The organism is Brevibacterium limosum (assembly GCF_011617705.1).
GTDB lineage: Bacteria > Actinomycetota > Actinomycetes > Actinomycetales > Brevibacteriaceae > Brevibacterium > Brevibacterium limosum.
Window position 1 is genome coordinate 4,141,489 of record NZ_CP050154.1, and the last position, 18,007, is coordinate 4,159,495.

Sequence of the window (18,007 nt, forward strand, 5' to 3'; positions counted from 1 at the left end):
AAGTGCGCTCGGCCTTGAACGACGCTGCCCGCGCCGCACTCACCGGCGAGATTCCACGATTCGGACCCTTCTCCGTCGCTCATGGTCGACACCACTAGCCTTGCCGGGTCATCTTGCCGAAGACGTACATGGTGAAAGGGTGCGCGCATGTCCCGGACTCATTATTCACGACCGCCGTCGAGACCACCTCGGCGGCGGTTCTCCCTGTTCCTGCTCATCATCCCGGTCGTTCTCTACGCCCTCACCCCGATCGTGGCGAATTCGGTCGAGCCGCGAATCGCCGGACTGCCGTTCGTCGTCACCTACACGATCATCGTCACGGTCCTCACCTGGTTCTTCGTCTGGATGACCGCACGCGGCGACCACTTCTACCGCGGTGACCTCCCCGAACACGTCCCCTCAGACGTCGCGTTCGGCGAGGACCATGCGGTCGACCCTGTCTCCGGCGATGCGCCCCACAACGACAGCGAGGAGGCCGGGACATGAGCACGTCGGCGATCATCGCCAGCATCATCTTCGGCCTCGCAATGCTCGCGACCATCGGCGTCGGCATCTGGTCTGGTCGCGGACGGGAGAAGTCCCTCGATGAGTGGTCGGTGTCAGGGCGCGGACTCGGCTTCGTCTTCATCCTGCTGCTCATGGCGGGCGAGACCTACACGTCATTCTCGTTCCTCGGCACGGCAGGCTGGTCCTACTCCTATGGTGTGCCGATCCTCTACCTCATCGGCTACCTGAGCGTCGGCCTCGTCGTCGCCTACCTCGTCGGCCCCCTGTTCTGGACCTACGCCGCCCGCCACAAGCTCGTCAGTCTCTCCGACATCGTCGAGCACCGATTCCGCTCCCGGGGGCTGGCGATCCTCGTGGCAGTGCTCGCGACGATCTTCATCGTCCCCTATATCCAGCTGCAGATCCAGGGCATGGGTGCGGTCGTCAACGCGATGAGCTTCGGTGCGATCGACCTCAAGATCGCCGCAATCATCTCCTTCATCGTCGCCGAGGCGTTCATCCTCGTCTCCGGTCTGCGCGGTTCCGCCTGGGTGAGCGTTCTCAAGGACGGACTGGTCATCCTCGCAGTGGCTTTCCTCGCGGTCTACGTGCCGCTGCACTATTTCGACGGACTCGCCCCGCTGCTCGATCGCCTCGTGGGCGAGAAGTCCCAATGGCTGACGTTCCCTGGTGCCGGTGAGGGCATCTACGGAGGCGCCTGGTTCATCTCGACGATCATCCTCAACGGCATCACCATCACCGTGTTTCCGACCTCGATCGCCGGATACCTGTCTGGCACGTCGGCGAATGCACTGCGCCGGAACTCGATCCTCCTGCCCTGGTACCAGCTGCTGCTGTTGGTGCCGATGATGGTCGGGGTGGCAGCGCTCTTCGTCGTCCCTGCACTCAAAGACGCCGACTTGGCATTGTTCTCGGTGGTCATCGACTCACTGCCCGCCCCGATCGTCGCGATCATCGGCGTCGCCGGAGCACTGTCGGCAATCGTGCCGATGAGCGTGTACATGCTCTCGGTCGGGTCGATGTGGGGCCGGACCATCCTCGGCGGCGGTTTGGCCGGGCCGAAGAATGCAGCCCAGATGACCGCCGAACAGCACGCCGCCCGTGGTCTGCGTCAGAAGGCGCTGTCCCAGTGGGTGTGCTTGGCCGTCGGTGTCATCGCTCTCGTGATGAGCCTGCTCATGCCGGATGCGCTCGTCGAGCTCTCGGTGCTCAGCTATGAAGGGCTCGCGCAGGTCGTCCCGGCCGCGCTCCTGTCCCTGTATTGGCCGCGCATGAGCAAGCAGGCTGCGGCCGCCGGTCTCCTCGTCGGCTCCGTCGTCATGGTCGCCCTCCACTACACGGGACTCGACCCGCTGCTCGGAATCAACGGCGGCCTGTGGGCGGTCGCCGCCAACCTCATCGTGGTCGTGGCGATCACCTTTGCGAAGCCGGATCCACGCTGGACGCCGAGAGCCGACCGGCAGCTCACCCGAGTGTGAGACGCCGCCAGTCCGCCAGATCCGCCAACATCTGCCGGTCGTGAGTGACGACGATGAGCGCCGCCGAGGCGGTTCCGAAGGCCTCCGTGAACTCGTCGACCAACGAGGCGGACAGGTGGTTCGTCGGCTCGTCGAGGATGAGCACATCAGGCTCGACCGCCAGGCACATCGCCAGTTGGAGTCTGCGCTGCTGTCCCTGCGACAGACGGCGGACCGGGGTCGCCGCGGCATCCGCATCGAGCAGGCCGAGAGCCTGCAGAGTGATGTCTCCACAGAAGGCCGTCGTTCGTCCATCCCCGTCGGCCTGCACAAACCTCGGTCCGCTGTCGAGTTCCGCTCGCAGGCAGTGGTCTTCGAAGACACGCTCGGCCGTGTCATCGGCGTTCCATTCCGGAACCTCCTGGCTGAGCAGTTCGACTCGTGCCTGCGGGCGCTGCCACAACTGTCCGTCACTGGGTTCGAGCCTGCCGGTGAGCACGTCGAGCAGCGTCGATTTGCCGGTGCCGTTCGCGCCGGTGATGAGCAGACGTTGACCGGGGTCGATGCTCAGGGACACCGTCTCGTTCAGCCGCCCTTGGACGGAGACCGCCTCCGCGCTCAGGAGCGGGCCGTCACCGACCGTGGAGGGCTGAGCTGCAGCCGTCGGGCGGCCAGCGTCCGAAGCCACCTGGTCGTCGTGCCGAGGCACCTGGTCGTCGTGCCGAGGCACCTGGTCGTCGTCTGCTCTCGGGACGTCGGGCCACTGCAGCCGCAAGGGCGGTTCGGGCACTGAAACGGCGTGGCGCTCGAGGTCCTCGACGCGTCGGTTGAAGGCCTGGACGACTCCCGCCGTCCTCGTCGCACGCTGATGTTTGCCCGTTCCCTTCGGCGGTCGCCATCCCGTCTTCAGCCGGGATCGGGCGTCATCGGCGGCGTCGGTCAGACGGGAGTGCTCGGCCACCTCGGCGAGGTATTCCTGTTCCCATCTCTGCCGATCCCGATGTTTCCCTTCGACCCATCCGGAGTATCCGCCGGAGTACTTCCGGGGACGGCCGTCGCGGCTCGGGTCGAGGTCGAGGAAGTCACCGGCGACGTCATGCAGCAGCGCCCGATCGTGGCTGACCAGGGCGAATCCGCCTTTGCGCTCCTGCAGACTCTTGGTGAGGAACGCCAGCGAGGACGCGTCGATGTGGTTCGTCGGCTCATCGAGCAGCAGAATATCCGTACTCGAACCGAGCACGACGGCCAAGCGCACCCGGTAGCGCTGCCCGACCGAGAGGCTCGCCAGGCTCCGCTGTCGATCGGTGCAGGCGGAGAGTCCCGCCAGTGCGGTGTCGATACGGCGCTCACCGTCCCAGGCGTCGAGGCGGGTCGCCAGTCCGAGGGCTTCCGAGAACGACTCATCGGCGCCGGGTTCGTCCCGGGCCATCGCCTCACCGGCGGCATCGAGCGCGGCCAGGGCGGCATGTTCCAGGCGCAGAGACTCATTGATGAGGTCACCGACGGTTCGGTTCTCGTCGGCATCGAGCGCCTGTTCGAGCAGGGTGACGGTTCCGGCTCGCCGCAAAGAGCCCTGGTCGGGCGGCAGGGCCCCGGCGAGGACATGCAGCAGAGTCGTCTTTCCGCTGCCGTTCTCACCGACGACAGCCAGCCGGGAGCCAGCGGAGATCGTCACGTCGAGACCGGTGAGGACCTCGCGATCGCCGAGCATGACGTGGATGTCCTCGGCCCGGATATGCGCGGCCGAACCGGCAGGCACCTGTTCGTCGCACAGCAGATGGTCAGCTGCCCGGAGTGGGCTGTCCGTAGTCGCTCGATCGTCTGCGGGCAGGGTGTGGTGGGGGAATGAAGATGTGGTTTTCGGCATCGTGGTCTTTCAGCTCGTCGTGGAGCCGGACAGCATGAAGCCACCGTCCGGCGAGGGCCAGGACGGCACACGAGATTGGAATGAAGGGTCCCGCCGCCGTCAGCGGCGGCTGCGGAGCCTTCTGGAGGGCATACCGAAGTTCATGACATCAATTCTAACAAACGCCTATGGGTGATGAGGCGACAGGTCTGCAGGGGCGAACTCGCTCAGGTAACGCGAACGTCGAAAGAGTCGTCGCCGGCTGCGCCCTTTTCGAGTTTCGCGTGACCTGAGCGAGGCCAGCGGCAGCTGCCCGCTCCTCCCTACCCGTCGAGGAGGGCCGCCGCGTACATCGGACGGGCCGCGTCGGCGCTCGGCGGGTGGAAGAGACCGGCCGTGGCATCCCGGAAGAGGCGGGAGAGTTCGTGCTTGTTGCCGAACCCGCTGCCGCTGGTGCACATAAGTGCGGTCTCGGTGGTGCGCCGGGCCGCCTCGGCGGACTTGATCCTCGCCCCCACCAAACGCAGCGGCCACCCGGCACCGTGGTCGACCAGGTCGTCGAAGTCCCGGGCGTAGGCGTCGATCATCGCCGTCACGGGCATGAAGTCGAGGTGCGCATCGGCCAGGCGAGTCCGGGTCTCGGGCACCTCGGCGAAGGTGACTCCCGCCTTCGCCGACTTCCGCCTGTGCAGTCCGGCTGCACCCAGCTCGAGCGCCCTTGCCGCGACTCCGGCGTAGACGGCGGCGATGAGCAGCTGGAAGTTGCTCGTGATCGCGAAGGTGAGCATGTCGGGGTGCTTGCCGGCGGGTATGACGCGCGAGACCCGCTCCGGTTTCATCGGCACGTGGTCGAGGATCGTCGCCCGCGACTGTGAGGCCCGCATTCCCAGCACATCCCACTCATCGGAGACCGTGATGCCCGGCGCGTCCCGTTCGATGAACCCGTAGACGAGCTGACCCTCAGCCGGCTCGTCCGCATCGGGACCGGCGATCCCGTCGTCGTCGGAGGCCACGGCGCCGTGGACGATGAGCCGCGTCCACACGGGCGAGAGCGAGGTGAAGATCTTCACCCCGGTCAGTTCGTACCCGCCGTCGGCAGTCGGCACCGCCTCGGTGTTCGATCCCTGCAGCACCCAATCGTTCGAGGGCTCCGAGATGCCGAACGCGAAGATCTCACCGGCCATGACATCGCCGAACACCCAATTCAGCGAGTCGTCGCCGCGGTCGGCCAGCGCCTTGACCACTCCGGTCGTCATGAGGTGCATATTGATCGCCAGAGCGGTGCCGGGGGCCGCTGACGCCAACCGCTGCTGCAGTCGAGATACCTCGAACAGGCTCAGCCCCGGTCCGCCGTGGGAGGCCGGGACGAAGAGGTTGAGGTAGCCGAGCTCCTTGAGGTCGGCGAGATCCTCGTCGAAGAAGCGGTTCTCCCGGTCGTAGACATCGGCTCGTTCGCGGAAGCGATCACACACGTCATCGGGCAGATAGTGCGCGGCGAGTTCGCTCAGGCGCGCCTCACGGTCGGTCATCGTCTCTCCTTCGTCGAGGGGTCGGTCATCATCTTTCCTTCGTCGACGGGTCGGTCGCATCGGTGGCCGGTGTCGCGGGCTCCGCAGTCCGACGCAGAATGATCGCGCCGTTGTGTCCGCCGAAGCCGAACGACGTCGACAGCACGGTGTCCACAGCCGCCTCGGCGCGGTCCGACACCCCACCCATTTCACGGGCGTGACCTGCAACGATGTCCCATTCTGGGAATTCATTGTCGCCGAGGTTGAGCGTCGGGGGCAGCGTCTGATCCCGCATCGTCATGGTGGCGATGATCGCCTCGACGACTCCTGATGCGCCGAGCAGGTGCCCCGTCGTCGATTTCGTCGCCGAGATCGGGATCGTCCGCCCGACCTCGCCCAGGGCTGAGTCGAAGGCGGCGAGTTCGGCTCGGTCGCCGGCCGGTGTGCCCGTCGCGTGGGCGTTGATGTGGTCGATTTCGCCGGGTCCCAGTCCGGCGTCGTTCAATGCCTGGACCACCGCCGAGGCGGCCCCCCGTCCCTGCGGATGCGGGTTCGTCGGGTGGTGGGCGTCGCTGGCGGCGCCGAATCCGGCCAGTTCGGCCAGCGGCATCGCCCCACGTGAGACCGCCGAGTCGGCGGATTCGAGGAGGATCGCGGCCGCCCCCTGGCTCATGACGAAGCCGTTGCGGTTCCGGTCGAAGGGGCGGCTGGCCGCGGTCGGATCGTCTTCGAATCCGGCGGCGAGGGCCCGCATGTTCGCATTCGAGGCGAGATTGACCGGGCCGAGGCAGTCTTCCATGCCGACGACGAGCACGGCATCGGCGTAGCCGTGGCGGATGCGGCGCATCGCCTCGCCGAGGCCGATCGTCCCGGAGGCGCAGGTCGCCGAGACCCCCTGTCCGGGTCCGCGGAGATCGAAGCGCTGGCTGATGAGGGCGGCCGCGGAGTCCGGTGCCCCGTGGATGGACAGGGTCAGCGGCACGGATCGGGGCCCGCCGGCGTCGAGGCTGCGCGTCGCCTCCTGCATGGCGTCAACCGGTCCCGAGCCGGTGGCCGCGATGACGGCCGTGCGGTCGCGATCCCAGGGCAGATCCTCGGCCGGGGCGGAGATCCCCGCCTGGTTGAGTGCTTGTTCGGCGGCGGCGATGGCCCAGTGCTGGACGGGGCTGAGACGACGAGCGAGCGCCCGGGGCAGGAGCGCCTCGGCGTCGAAGCCCGTGATCTGTCCGCCGATCCGCACCGCGAGGTTGTCGAACTGCTCACCTGCGAGGACGTCGATCGCGCTGGTGCCGTGGCGCACAGAGGTCCACAGGCCTTCCGGGGTCTGCCCGTTGGGCGTGATGGCGCCGAGTCCGGTGATGACGACGTCGCGCACGCTGTCCGTGCGGTGCTGACTGCCCCTGGAAGCATTCACAGTCTCTGTGCCTTTCCGCTCATGACCACGTCAACGGTTTCGCTGCGCCGAATCTTCCCGCCGACGGTCCGCGGCAGCCGATCGAGCAGATAGAACCGTCTCGGCACGAACTGCGGGGCCAGTTCAGCCCGGGCGTGGGCGAGCAGCGCGGCCTTGTCCGGCGCACCCGAGTTCAGCGGTCCGCCCTCGGAGCCGGGTTCTGCCGAGCCCGGTTCGATGACGAGTGCGACGATGCTGCCGAGGCCGTCATCGGGCAGCGCGATCGCGCAGACCTCGCCGAGGCGGTCCCGTCCTGTTTGCGGATCCCCGCGGTCGAATTCCTCGAAGGCCCGTTCGACCTCGGGCAGGGACACCTTGTGCCCTCCGGTGATCGCGATATCGCCGGCCCGCCCGGCGAGTTGGAGGAGTCCGTTGTCGATCCGTCCCTGATCACCGACAGTGGCCCAACCGTCGGGAAGACGCAGCTGCGCGTCCGTGGTGCCGGTGACATAGCCGTCGGAGCAGGCGGCGGCCCTGATCCAGACCGTGCCGATCTCTCCGTCGGGCAGGCGGATCCCCGCGTCGTCACGGACCTCGACGCCGATGGTGTCGTAGATCGAGATCCAGGTGCCGTCGCCGTCGCGGCTGTCGCCGATGAAGCCGATCTCGGCAGCGCCGTAGTAGCTGATCAGTCGGGTGTCGGGCAGGACGTCGGCGAGTGCCGAGCGGATGGATGCCGGCAGGTTCGCTCCTCCGGTGACGACGAGATCGAGGCCGCGGAAGTGATCGGGTGTTCGGCGGGCCGCCTCGGCGAGGGCCTTGACCACGGCGGGCACGGCGACGACGCGGGTGATGGCTTCGGTCGCGATGCGTGGGCCCATGGTGAAGGGGTCGAAGTCGTCGGCGACGTGGACGCTGCCGCCGGTGGCGAGGCTTTCGATGACGGCGTAGAGGGTGAGGCTGTACGACACGGGGCCGGGGGCCAGCGTGCCCACGCCGGGCAAGGGCTCGAGGTGGGCCGATGACACGGCCACGTTGTCGCGGTACTGTCGGCGGGTCTTGATGAAGGCCTTCGGGTTGCTCGTCGTGCCCGAGGAGAAGAGCATGAGGAACGGCTCCGACGACTCGCGGACGCTCGGCGGTGCGGTGTCGGCCGGGTCGATCGCGGTTTCGCGGGCATGGAAGTCGGCCGCGGTGATGACGGTTCCGGTCCAGCCGGCGGCGGCGAGCGCCTCGGCGAGGTCGGTCGAATCGCTGATGACGACGCCGATGCCGGTGGTCGTGATGACCCCGACCTGGTGCTCGAGCGGCCAGCGGGGGTCGATAGTGGCCGAGACCGCGCGGAAGCCGGCGAGACCCGCGATGATGCGGGAGGTCTCGAACGCCGAGGTGAGGCTCACTGCCGTGATCGGGATGCCGTGGGTTTCGGGAGCAGGTGTCGGCGGATCGGTCTGTTCGGCGTGGAGGGAGGAGGCGGAGGCGAACATCGTGCGCGAATCGTCGACGAGCTGCGCGTAGCTGAGCCGAGCCTCGGCCCCCACGATCGCGGGCTGATCGGGGCGTTCGAGCGCCACATCGAGGATCGTCGCAGTGATCGGCAAATCGGACCTCCCAGGTTCCCAGCATTCCTTCGGAGCCGGCGGCGCAGCACCGTGGCCGCCCTGCCGGTGCCGAGTCGGCACATCGACGCACCGCACCGACCGTTCCCACAGTACAACGTGGCCGAGACCGCCTCACCACACCCCATTGAGATACTTTGAAGTATTCGGATACTGTCATGTATTCTGATTTCATGATCGACTCACCCACACCTCGACTGACGCGCCGAGAGAGCCAGGAACTGACCCGGCGGCGTCTCATCGAATCGGCGGCGACGCTCTTCGCCGACCACGGGGTGCGCTCCACCTCTCTCATCGCGGTCGCGGAGAACGCCGGATTCAGCCGCGGCGCGGTCCATGGGAACTTCTCCGACAAGGACGAGCTCGCCGCCGCGGTCGTGCAGTTCGTCGTCGAGGATCTGGGTCCCGAACTCGACCGGGCGCTCAATTCGCCGGGGTCGGCCAACGACCGGCTCGCGGATTATGTCTCCACCCACATCGATTACTGTCGTCGCGAACCGACTCGGGCCGCGGCCATCATCGCCGCCGTGGGCTACCTCAGCAGAGCCGCCGCGGCGGCCTCCCACGGTCAGCCCTATGGTCAGCGCTCCGCCGATTCCGTCGCCGATCTCGTAACCCTCTTCGAGGACGGACAGCGCCGCGGCGAGATGCGCGACTTCGACCCGGTCACGATGGCCCTGTCGCTGCGCTCCGTCCTCGACACGGCGGTTCCCGCCCATCCCCGCATCGAGGCGGGCGAGATCATCGCCCTGTTCGACCACGCCACCCGAGCCGAGGAGGCCCCACAATGACCTGGAATTTCCGCATCACCGTTCGCGGCCGCTTCGCCGGGCTCGACGAGGAACAGCGCTGCAGCCTCCGTTCGGCACAGGACGATCACGATATGCTCTCCGCGAGCTTCTCTCCCGAGGGGACGTTCCTCTACACGCCCGAACTCGTGAACTATCAGCACCGATTCCTCGTCACCAGCGACGAGGCGGACCGCGATGACGCCGAAACGCTGGCGAACATCCGAGCCGAGGAGCTCTCCGTCGCCGATCTCGCCGCACGCGGCCTGGGCGGCAGGACCACGAGCGTCTCTGCCGTCTGCGTCGAAGACATCAAGGTGCGCCCGAGGACACGGTCATGAGCGGGGAGACGACCGTCGGCTCCGCCTCCGAACCGATCCTCGAGGCCGCATTGGCCCTGGCCTCGGCGACGAGTTCCCTGGACACCGCGATCGGCACCGCGCTCTCGCGCGTGGGGCTCAGCTTCACAGACCTCCGCCGGCTGCGCATCATCGGTGCACAGTCGCAGGGACTGACCAGGGAGGCTCTGGCCGAGGCGATGGGTGAGACCCGGTCGCAGACCATCCGCTCCAGCGGCCCCCTCGTGAAACTCGGCTGGCTCTCCCGTGCGGAGTCCGGTGAGTTCGCCCTCACCGACAGCGGGCGCCACCTCGTCGATCAGGCCGAAGGCATCGCCGAGAAGGCGGCCGACCGCTGGTTCACCGACTCCGGGCTCAGTCCGACAGAGGTGGTCGCGAGCGTGGGAACGACCCGTCCGCCGTCGTCGCGGTGACAGGGACACTCGGAACCTGGCCCCTTTGCCGCTGCGCCCGGAGGCAGACGACTGCGGCAGCGACCATGGCGAGACCGGACACTGCCATCAGCACGCCGGTGTCGACCTGATGCAGGGCGGCGAAAGCCGCCACACCCGCAGCTCCTCCGAGGTTGCGTGCAGTGCTTCCCGCTCCTGAGGCGAATCCCGGCCTCTGCGGCAGGGCGTGCATGGCTGCTGCCACGATCGCGGGCATGAGGGCCCCGACACCGATCGCCCAGACCACAAGGGCGATCCACAGTGCCCACAGGCTCGGTGCTGAGACGGTCAGCCCCATCAGCCCGAGGCCCACCCCGCCCACGATGAGCCCCAGCCCACTCGTCTTCCAGACCCCGAGGCGGCTGCTGATCGTTCCCGACAGCGCCCCGAAGAACGGCATCGGCAGCAGAGCGGGCAGTGTGGCCAGCCCGGCCTGAATCGGACTCAGCCCTCGATCGTCCTGGAAGTTCTGGGTGAGGAGGAACAGGGAGCCGAGGACGCAGAAGTTGAGCAGACCGGCGATGATGCAGGCGATCGCGAGCCGCGCTCGCGATGGGTGCGAGGACTCGGGCAGCCCGCCGTCCCGAGACGGTTGTTGGTCGTCGCATCGTCCGGTTGCCTTCGGCTGGGAGGAATGGACGATGATCGGGGCGAGCGCCAGGAGGATGACCGGCAGGTTGAGCCAGAAGACCGCCCTCCAGCTGCCGACGTCGACGAGCAGTCCGCCCAGCAGAGGACCCAGCGGAAGAGCGATTCCGCCCAAGGCGGCCCAGAGTCCCACGAGCTTGCTCCGCTCTCGGTCGTCCGCCGCCGATTCGGAGAGCATCGCGAGGGTCCCGGCCATCGTCGCAGCGGCTCCCACGCCCTGGATCGCTCGTGAGGCGACAAGCAGCGCGATCGTCGGTGACAGCGAGCAGGCCACCGACCCGAGGAAGAAGCAGAGGAACCCGAACACCACGACTCGGCGGTGGCCCCACTTGTCCCCGATCGCCCCGAACGCCAGCAGCAGCGCCGCGAGAACGACGGTATAGGCATTGACGACACCGGCCATTCCCGACTGGCCTGCCTGAAGTTCCGAATTGATCTGGGGCAGGGCGACATTGACCACTGTCACATCGAGGAGGACGAGGAAGTAGCCGGCGCACAGGCCGAGGACGAGCTCTCTCGGCATCCGCCTCGCCTCATTCCTCGGTTCGTTCGACGGTCAGGGACGCCACACACGGTAGCGAGCGGTTTCGGCAGGTGTCGAGATTCCGACGACCCTCACCCTCGGTGACCGCGAAAGGCGGCGCTCCGGGCGCAGCAAACGCGCGACTCACGGCTCACACCCACACCGGTCCGACACAATGAGAGTATGAGCGGAACAGGGAACCAAGGCGCAGCAGACGAACCATGCTGGCGGCGCGGCGACCAGATCCTGTGGACCTACACGAATCCGGCGCATCCGGGCCTGTACGATCAGCGCCCGGTAACGGTCATCGCCGATGACGAGAAGCACCTGGCAGTGTGGTTGGAGTCGGGGACGAGGATGCTCCATCATGTGCTCGCCGACGGGTCCGGCATCCGCACCGCCGGCGGTCCCGCCCGGTTCGGTGCCCCGCGGGCGCAGGGACTCAAACGGTGGCAGGGACCGGGCATCGTCGCCGTGTTCCGGCCGGGAGCCGACTATTCGGTGTGGTTCTTCGTCAACCGCGCGTCACGGACCACAGATGCCGAGGCAGTCTCCTCCAGGCCGCCCGCCGTCCCTGTCCGTCGGGATTCCTTCTACGTCAACCTCGAGGAGTCCTTCACCCGCTTCGACCGCGGCATCCTCACCTCCGACCACGTCCTCGACATCGTCGTCGACGCCGACGGCACCTACCGGCTCAAGGACGAGGACGAACTCGAATTCGCGCGCGGAGCCGGGATGTTCTCCGACGACAAGGTCGCACGCATCCGGGCCGCCGCCGATTCCGCCATCGACGACATCTGCGCCTGGGTCTTCCCCTTCGACTCGGACTATCCGGACTTCCGACCGGATCCGGACTGGCCGATGCCTGACCTCCCCGCCGAGGCGACCTGGGACTTCGACGCGAGCTGAGCCACCCGAAAAGCGGAGGACCTACCCAGAGCGTGTCTCCTGCGGGTGGATTCACCGCGAAATCCGCACAGAGTTCGAGGTGGATCCACCCGCGGGGAACACCCCCGTCCGACGCAGAAAGGGCTGGGCCCCGAATCGCGCGTGCTCTCACGCGCTCTTCGGAGCCCAGCCCGTCAAGCTGCAGCGGCAACGAGTCCCCGCAGGGACCCAGTCAGTCAGCCACGTAGTACATGCGCTTGTTGACGAACTCGTCCATGCCGTAGGGGCCGAGCTCGCGGCCGAAGCCCGAGCGCTTGGTGCCGCCGAACGGGATCTCCGCGCCCTCACCTGCCGGGGTGTTCACGTTCGACATGCCGACGTCGAGGCGCTGAGCGAGCTTCGCGGCACGCTCCTCGTCCTTGGCGAACACGGCGCCGCCGAGGCCGAAGCGCGAGTCATTGGCCAGGGCCAGTGCCTCATCGTCGCTGGTCACCTTGTACACGGTGGCCACGGGCCCGAAGAGCTCCTCGCGGTAGGCGTCCATCTCCGAAGTGACACCGGTGAGCACGGCCGGCGAGACGTACGCGGATCCGTCGGCGGCGAGTTCGCCGCCGACGAGCGTCGCACCCTGCTCGACGGCGCGATCGAGCTGCTTGCGCAGGTTCTCGGCGGCACCGCGCGAGGACAGGGGCGAGTACTTGCCGTCGCCCGCCTCGGCGGGGGTGCCCTTCTCCCAGGACTGGGCGCGCTCCGTCAGCCCGGCCACGAAGTCGTCGTAGATGTCGTCCATGACGATCATCCGCTTGTTCGCGTTGCAGACCTGGCCGGTGTTGTACAGACGGGTGCCCCAGGCGGTGTCGACGGCCTCGTTCATGTCATCGGTGTCGAGGACGATGTAGGGGTCGGAGCCGCCGAGCTCGAGCACGGCCTTCTTCAGGTTCTTGCCCGCGGTCGCGGCCACGGCCGAGCCGGCGCGCTCGGAACCGGTCAGGGACACGCCTTCGACGCGGTCGTCGGCGATGATCGTCTCGATCTGCTCATGAGTGGCGTAGATGTTGTTGTACACGCCGTCGGGAATGCCGGCTTCCTTCATGAGCTCAGCGATCTTCGCCGAGGAGCGGGGGCAGATCTCCGCGTGCTTGAGGATGATCGTGTTGCCGAGCACGAGGTTCGGCGCGGCGAAGCGTGCGACCTGGTAGTACGGGAAGTTCCAGGGCATGATGCCCAGCAGCGGACCGACGGGGCGACGCTGGATGAAGGCCTTGCCGCCCGACATCGATTCGATCGGCTCATCGGCGGCGAACTTCGGACCGTTGTCGGCGTAGTAGTTGAAGATCGCTTCGCAGAACTCGGCTTCTTCCTCGCCTTCGGCGGTGGGCTTGCCCATCTCCTCGGCGATGATCTTCGCGAGCTCTTCCTTGCGCTCACCGAAGAGGGCGGCGACCTTGTTGACGATCGCGGCGCGCTCCTCGATGGTCTTCTCACGCCAGCTCAGGTAGCCCTTGTGCGCGGATTCGAGGACCTGCTGGACCTCTTCGTCGGTGGCATTGTCGAACTTCTCGACGACTTCACCGGTGGCCGGGTTCTCGACACGGTAGCCGCCTGCAGCACTGCCTACGTTGCTCATTCCAGACTCCTTTGACTTATTGACTTATGCGCCTGTCGGCGCCGCTCAAGCAATTGCATACCTGTTCGCCGTCAGAATCGACGGAATGCGTATGCCTGCCACCCACGCTATCAATACGTGACCCGCGCAACAAGTGCCGAAACCTGGGGGATTCATCAGTTCCGAACGCCAGGGTCCGCCACCGCCGAGGTGGTGCGGATTCCGAATCGGATTCGACGGAATCCGTACGCTCGGTTCGGCCCCGGAAACCCAGCCGAGAAGGGGAACGGCCGCCCCACGAAGGAGCGGCCGAACCGACGAGGACACAGCCGGACGGAACTCGGTCGGCCGCCTCGGCGAGGGGATCAGTCGAGGCGTCTTGATCAGTCGAAGCGACGGGAGGAGCCGATGACGTCGCCGGCCTTCCAATCCGCCCAACCGGGCTGATCGATCATGAACGATTCGATCGTATCCCTGTCCGCCCGCAGCTGCGGGTCGTGCTTGAGGTAGAACTTCGTCTCGCGGGCGATGAGTCCGGAGAGGATGAGGATGCCGAGCAGGTTCGGCAGCGCCATGAGCCCGTTCATCACGTCGGAGAAGTTCCAGACCGGTTCGAGTTCGGTCGTGCAGCCGATGAAGACGACGAGGGAGAAGAAGATCCGGAACGGCAGCACTCCCCGCCGGCCGACGAGACGTTCGACGTTGCGGTCGCCGTAATAGGACCAGCCGAGCAGCGTGGAGAACGCGAAGAGGACGATGCCGATGGTGACCACCCAGTGGCCCCACTGTCCGGGCAGTCCGTGCGAGAACGCCTCGCCGGTCATGAGCGCCGCGCTGATCTGCTCGCCGGTCTCCGGGTCGACCTCGTCCCAGGTGCCGGTGGCGATGATGGTCAGTCCGGTGAAGCTGACGACGATGATCGTGTCGATGAAGGTCTGCGTCATCGACACGAGGCCTTGGCGAACCGGGTGCGAGGTCTGGGCGGCGGCCGCGGCGATCGGTGCCGAGCCGAGTCCCGACTCGTTCGAGAACAGACCGCGGGCGACACCCATCTGCACGACGATGATGATCGCCGATCCCGCGAAGCCGCCGGCCGCGGAGGTGCCGGTGAAGGCATCGGTGAAGATCTGCGCGAAGGCCGCGGGCAGCTCTCCGATGTTCGCGATGAGGATGAAGACGGCGCCGAGGACGTAGAAGACGATCATGATCGGCACGAGGCCGGCCGTGACGCGGCCGATGGACTTGATGCCGCCGACGAGGACCACGAGGGTGAGGACGGTGAGCACGGCACCGGTGATCCAGGCGGGCACCGACCAGCTGGATTCGACGTTCGCGGCGATCGAGTTGCCCTGCGTCATGTTGCCGATACCGAAGCAGGCGAGCACGGCGAAGATCGCGAACATGAGGCCGAGCACCTTGCCCAGCGGGCCCTTGATGCCGTGTTCGAGGTAGAATTGCGGGCCGCCGGACTTCTCACCGGCTTCGTCGGTGCGACGGAAGCGCACGGCGAGGAATCCCTCCGCATACTTCGTGACCATGCCCAGCAGGCCGGTCATCCACATCCAGAACAGGGCACCGGGTCCGCCGATGCCGATGGCCGTGGCGACGCCGACGATGTTGCCGGTGCCGACGGTGGCTGCCAGCGCCGTCGTCAGGGCCTGGAACTGGGAGATGTCGCCTTCCGAACCGGCGTCCTTGCGCTTGAGGATGCCCAGATACAGCGCCGGCGCCAGCTTCGTGAACTGGAGCCCGCCGAGTCGGATGGTCAGGTAGAGACCCGTCCCCAGCAGGAGCGGGATGAGCAGGAACGGGCCCCAGACGAAGCCGCTGATCGAGGCCAAGAGTTCGGTGAGAGCGTCCATCAGGGTCACATCACTTTCCAACGTCGATCGACGACGTGACTCAAGTCATAAGCAGTACGTTTTCTGACTGTACCCCATGAATTGGCTGTAAAGATTCCGCAAGGTTGCGATCCCATATCGTTCGCGGATTCCGGTGTCGTTCGCGGATTCACCGCCCCACGGCCTCGAGCGCCGCCGCGGCGATCGAGGCCGTGTCGATGCCGTGGATCTCGTAGGCCTCGCTCACCGAGGAGGCCTGACCGAATTCCGTGACCCCGAGGTTCCGTGTGCGGTCCCCTCGCACCCCGGCCAGGAACGCCAGAGTGTGGGGGTGTCCGTCGAGGACGGTGACGAGGGGCGCCGGGTGCGCGACGGGGAACAGCTCATCGGCGATGGCCGAGCGGTGACTGGCACGGACCTGCGAACGCTCCTGGACCGACCGGAACACCTTCGACGGCGAGGTGAGGCAGACGACACCGGCGCGGACACCCATCGATTCGAGGCGATGCGCGGCCGCAATCACCTCGGTCATGATGGCCCCGGCCCCGACGAGCGTGACCTCGTCCTCTGCGGCCGGTCGGGCGGTCAGCCGGTACCCGCCGGCGATGACCTGGTCCCGGCGGTGGGCCCGCAGCAGCGGATCCTCGGGAACTGCCGCCAGCTCCTGGGCCACGGGCTTCGTCGACAGGCGGAAGTACGCGGAGTCGCCGTCCGGGTCGGCGAGTTCGCGCATGGCCTCGAGCAGGGTCCACTCGAGATCCTGGGCGAAGGCCGGTTCCCAGCTGGTCAGGCCCGGGATCTCCAAAGTCACCGAGGGCGTGTTGAACGACTGGTGCGCCCCGCCCTCCGGGGCGAGCGAGACGCCCGAGGGCGTGCCAACCATGATCGAGCGCCCGCCCGCGTAGAGGCCGAAGGTCCACGGCTCCAGGGCCCGGTTGATGAAGGGATCGTAGATCGTCGCGATCGGCAGCAGCGGCTGGCCCCAGCGCTGCCCGGTCGCGCCGAGCTCCCCGGCCAGGGAGACGAGGTTGACCTCGGCGATGCCGAGTTCGATGTGCTGACCGCTCGTTCCCTCCTGCCAGCGCAGCACCCGTTCCCGGTCGTCGGCGAACCAGTCGTGGCGGCCCGCCGGGGACCAGATTCCGGTCTTGTTGATCCATCCGCCGAGGTTCGTCGAGGTCGCGACGTCCGGCGACAGAGTGACGACCAGCCGGGCCACCTCGGGGGCGACGTGCTTGAGGTCGGAGAGGAACCGACCCAGTGCCGCCTGGGTGGAGACCTGGGGCCTGGGGGCGAAGCCGAGCTCGACGGGCACCTCGGCGACGGCGTGCGTTTCGACCGGGTTCCGAGCCAGCCGCTGAGCCGTCCTCGCGCAGAGGCGACCGGCGGGAGTGTCCGGGTCGAAGGCGACCCACGGATCGTCGAGGTCCATCCCCGAGGCGGTCGCGAGATCGCGCATCTGCGCCTCGGTCAGCTGGGCGGCGTGGTTGCCGGGGTGGCCCTCGGTGGCCAGCCCCTTGCCCTTGATCGTATAGGCGAAGACGACGGTCGGACGGTCGTCGTCGATGGCGTCGAAGGTGGAGATGAGCTGACCGAGGTCATGACCGCCGAGGTCACGGATGAGGGAGGCGAGACCGTCGCCGTCGAATCCGTCGATGACCGTGGAGAGTCCGGCCGCCTCGGTGTCGGTGAGACCCGAGAGCAGTCGGTCGTGGATCTCGGACGGATGGGCCCGCAGCAGCCGCTGGTATTCGGGATTGGGCATCGTCACGAGCCGGTCCCCCAGCGCCTGCCCGCCGGGGGCCGCGAACACGGCTTCTAATCGGCGTCCCCACGGGCAGGTGAGCACCTGCCAGCCGGCGGCGTCGAACATGCCCTGCAGCCGGCGGATCTGGACGTCGGGGATGACCCGGTCCAGGGACTGACGGTTGAGGTCGACGATCCACACGAGTTCGCCGAGGCTGCGCACCTCCGGGTCGATGATCGCCTCCCACACAGCCCCTTCGTCCATCTCCGCGTCGCCGAGCAGGGAGTAGAAGCGGCCGGCTTCCGGGGTCTCGGGAAAGCGGTCGGAGACGTAGCGGTGCGACAGCGCCGCCCAGATCGGGGCGGTCGCGCCGATGCCCACGGACCCGGTGGAGAAGTCCACCGTATCCGGGTCCTTCGTCCGTGAGGGATAGGGCTGGAGTCCTCCGCGGCTGCGCAGGGTGTCCAGATACTCCTCGCCGAGGTCGCCGATCAGATAGCTGATCGCGTGCAGGACCGGTGAGGCGTGGGGTTTGACCGAGACCCGGTCGATCGAGCGCAGCTGGGTGAACCACAGCGCCGTCATGATCCCGGTCATCGACGCCGAGGAGGACTGGTGCCCGCCGACCTTGACCCTGTCGGGGTTCGTCCGCCCCCGGTTGGCGCGGTCGATGATCGATGTCGCCAGCCACAGCACTCTCTGAGCGATCTCGTCGAGGATCTCCTCGTCGCCGGAGGCCGAGGCTCGCAGCGGACGGTCGTTCGTCCCCGGCGGGCTGACCTGCAGCGAGGTCTCGAACTGGTGGCGTTCTGTTTCCTGCGGGGCCGGTTCCTGTGCGGTGGTCAT

General features: G+C 67.4%; 14 protein-coding genes. 6 read left to right on the plus strand and 8 right to left on the minus strand.

The window, feature by feature from the left end; genetic code table 11:
• Positions 1–147: 147 nt before the first annotated feature.
• Both GUY37_RS18475 and GUY37_RS18480 read left to right on the plus strand, forming a co-directional pair.
• The gene (locus GUY37_RS18475; RefSeq protein ID WP_166828803.1) at positions 148–486 is read left to right on the plus strand and encodes a hypothetical protein; all 339 of its coding nucleotides are present in this window, start codon (positions 148–150) and stop codon (positions 484–486) included.
• On the plus strand, positions 483–1,985 hold the full coding sequence (locus tag GUY37_RS18480; RefSeq protein ID WP_166828806.1) for a sodium:solute symporter family protein: 1,503 nt from the start codon (positions 483–485) through the stop codon (positions 1,983–1,985). The genes GUY37_RS18475 and GUY37_RS18480 overlap by 4 nt, the downstream gene beginning before the upstream one ends.
• Here GUY37_RS18480 and GUY37_RS18485 read toward each other — a convergent pair.
• The 4 genes from GUY37_RS18485 to GUY37_RS18500 all read right to left on the minus strand — a co-directional run bounded on the left by GUY37_RS18485 (position 1,972) and on the right by GUY37_RS18500 (position 8,312).
• Positions 1,972–3,675, minus strand: a complete 1,704-nt coding sequence (locus GUY37_RS18485) for an ATP-binding cassette domain-containing protein (RefSeq protein WP_407645414.1) — start codon at positions 3,673–3,675, stop codon at positions 1,972–1,974. The two genes, GUY37_RS18480 and GUY37_RS18485, sit on opposite strands and share 14 nt — an antisense overlap.
• A gap of 458 nt (positions 3,676–4,133) precedes the next feature.
• Positions 4,134–5,339 carry an acyl-CoA dehydrogenase family protein gene (locus tag GUY37_RS18490; RefSeq protein ID WP_166828812.1) on the minus strand — a complete coding sequence of 402 codons (1,206 nt, stop codon included), beginning with the start codon at positions 5,337–5,339 and terminating at the stop codon, positions 4,134–4,136.
• 28 nt (positions 5,340–5,367) lie between these two features.
• Positions 5,368–6,732 (minus strand): beta-ketoacyl-[acyl-carrier-protein] synthase family protein, encoded by a 1,365-nt coding sequence (locus tag GUY37_RS18495; RefSeq protein ID WP_228278252.1) that lies wholly within the window; start codon positions 6,730–6,732, stop codon positions 5,368–5,370.
• Entirely contained in the window at positions 6,729–8,312 is a 1,584-nt protein-coding gene (locus GUY37_RS18500) for a class I adenylate-forming enzyme family protein (protein WP_166828815.1), read from the minus strand. The genes GUY37_RS18495 and GUY37_RS18500 overlap by 4 nt, the downstream gene beginning before the upstream one ends.
• Before the next feature lie 191 nt (positions 8,313–8,503).
• Between GUY37_RS18500 and GUY37_RS18505 the strand changes: the two genes are divergently transcribed.
• From GUY37_RS18505 to GUY37_RS18515, 3 genes are read left to right on the plus strand one after another with little or no spacing between them, the layout of a single operon-like run.
• Positions 8,504–9,121, plus strand: a complete 618-nt coding sequence (locus GUY37_RS18505) for a TetR/AcrR family transcriptional regulator (protein ID WP_166828817.1) — start codon at positions 8,504–8,506, stop codon at positions 9,119–9,121.
• The gene (locus GUY37_RS18510) at positions 9,118–9,459 is read left to right on the plus strand and encodes a DUF6204 family protein (RefSeq protein ID WP_166828819.1); all 342 of its coding nucleotides are present in this window, start codon (positions 9,118–9,120) and stop codon (positions 9,457–9,459) included. Before GUY37_RS18505 ends, GUY37_RS18510 begins: the two co-directional genes overlap by 4 nt.
• Positions 9,456–9,890 (plus strand): helix-turn-helix domain-containing protein, encoded by a 435-nt coding sequence (locus GUY37_RS18515; RefSeq protein ID WP_166828822.1) that lies wholly within the window; start codon positions 9,456–9,458, stop codon positions 9,888–9,890. Before GUY37_RS18510 ends, GUY37_RS18515 begins: the two co-directional genes overlap by 4 nt.
• On the opposite strand, the gene GUY37_RS18520 is transcribed toward GUY37_RS18515, so the two are convergent.
• Positions 9,832–11,079 carry an MFS transporter gene (locus GUY37_RS18520; RefSeq protein WP_166828825.1) on the minus strand — a complete coding sequence of 416 codons (1,248 nt, stop codon included), beginning with the start codon at positions 11,077–11,079 and terminating at the stop codon, positions 9,832–9,834. The genes GUY37_RS18515 and GUY37_RS18520 overlap by 59 nt on opposite strands.
• Before the next feature lie 183 nt (positions 11,080–11,262).
• On the opposite strand from GUY37_RS18520, the gene GUY37_RS18525 reads away from it, so the two are divergent.
• On the plus strand, positions 11,263–11,988 hold the full coding sequence (locus GUY37_RS18525) for a DUF402 domain-containing protein (protein ID WP_166828828.1): 726 nt from the start codon (positions 11,263–11,265) through the stop codon (positions 11,986–11,988).
• A 211-nt stretch (positions 11,989–12,199) separates the two neighbouring features.
• On the opposite strand, the gene GUY37_RS18530 is transcribed toward GUY37_RS18525, so the two are convergent.
• The 3 genes from GUY37_RS18530 to GUY37_RS18540 all read right to left on the minus strand — a co-directional run bounded on the left by GUY37_RS18530 (position 12,200) and on the right by GUY37_RS18540 (position 18,007).
• A complete protein-coding gene (locus tag GUY37_RS18530) occupies positions 12,200–13,594 on the minus strand; it encodes an NAD-dependent succinate-semialdehyde dehydrogenase (protein WP_166828833.1) in 1,395 nt (464 codons plus the stop codon).
• 362 nt (positions 13,595–13,956) lie between these two features.
• Positions 13,957–15,435, minus strand: a complete 1,479-nt coding sequence (locus GUY37_RS18535; RefSeq protein WP_166828836.1) for an alanine/glycine:cation symporter family protein — start codon at positions 15,433–15,435, stop codon at positions 13,957–13,959.
• Positions 15,436–15,583: 148 nt separating this feature from the next.
• On the minus strand, positions 15,584–18,007 hold the full coding sequence (locus tag GUY37_RS18540) for a transketolase-like TK C-terminal-containing protein (RefSeq protein WP_166828839.1): 2,424 nt from the start codon (positions 18,005–18,007) through the stop codon (positions 15,584–15,586).